2 protein-coding genes are annotated in these 1218 nt (G+C 65.8%); one reads left to right on the forward strand and one right to left on the reverse strand.

The genetic code is table 11. The features are described 5' to 3' along the window. Positions 1-998, forward strand: a 998-nt coding sequence (locus AC628_RS41175; RefSeq protein WP_074132517.1) for a glycoside hydrolase family 16 protein, incomplete at its 5' end; no start/stop codon positions are given. Positions 999-1034: 36 nt separating this feature from the next. On the opposite strand, the gene AC628_RS45000 is transcribed toward AC628_RS41175, so the two are convergent. Further along, positions 1035-1218 (reverse strand): hypothetical protein (locus tag AC628_RS45000; RefSeq protein ID WP_210190337.1); only part of this gene is annotated, 184 nt, incomplete at its 5' end.

A 1218-nucleotide genomic window follows, 5' to 3' on the forward strand; every position in this document is an offset into this window, starting at 1 on the left:
AGATCAGCATGAAGGCGCCGAGCGGCGACGGTGCTTGGCCGTCGCTTTGGCTGATGCCCGGTGCGGGCTCGAGCAGCGGCGACAATTTCGAGATCGATATCCAGGAGGGGGGATATACCGGCAATGGGCCGGCCAACCAGGCCTTCACCTGGCATCTTCACACGCCCTCAGGGACGGTCGGCGGCACGGTCGACACCGGCATCGACCTCACGGCCGGCTTCCATACCTACGGCATCAACTGGGTGCCCGGCCAATCGATCACCTGGTATCTCGACGGTAAGCAGATTGCGACGGCGACCAGCGCGCAGGTCCCGATTCCGAACGAGCCGATGCAGCTGATCATGAGCAATCAGGTCGCGAACTCAAACGCGGCCGGATGGCATACTGCGCTCGATAGCTCGACCCCATCGTCGATGCCGATGCAGATCGCCGAGGTCCAGCTCTATCAAGCCGCCGGCAGCGGTAACACCGTCACCGGTGCCAACGTCACTGCCTCGACGGACCCGACCACACCGCCCGCCCAGCCGACCACGACGACGACCCCAGTTGCGACCAACCCGGCCGCGACCAATTCCACAACCGCCATTGTCGCGCCAACTGTCATCCCGGACACCACTTCGCCGGTGGCCGCGGCGGTCGACCCATTGCCGACCGCTGCAACGACCGACCCCGGCCCCATGGGAGCGATGCTAGCCGCCATGGGACTGGCGCCGACATCATCGTCCGGCTGGTCGGCGAGCACGACCGGCGCAAGCACTGGAAGCTGGGCAAACCAGGATTTTGCGCAGCCCAACTCGTTGGCAACCGCCGCGCCGCAGGCAACTTCTGGGTGGGGAGATCAAGGCACGACCGCCGCATCTCAAGCTGGCAGCAGCTTTGCGCTTCTGAACCAGTATCTGGCAAGTAGCTCTGGTCGAGCCGGTGGCGGTTCGATCGCTGTGGCGATGGGTGGCGCTGGCTGGACACAGGACTCGTTCCTGACCAAACCTCAGAGCTAGTGCGTTAGCTGGCTCTCACGCGAGAGGTCCGGTGGCTCACCGCTTCCACCATCGGCTGAAGTAGAGAAACAGCAACGCACCAGCCATCGCGGGGCCGCCGGGCAGCGGCAGCAGGGCAAGGGCTAGCAGGATCACCAGTGCCGTGACGAACCACGGCCGTTTCCTGCTGGGTGCCGTCGCCGGTCGCGCCGCGGGTGCGGGCTGCGGGCCATCCGGGCGC

The organism is Bradyrhizobium sp. NAS96.2, assembly GCF_001908235.1.
GTDB lineage: Bacteria > Pseudomonadota > Alphaproteobacteria > Rhizobiales > Xanthobacteraceae > Bradyrhizobium.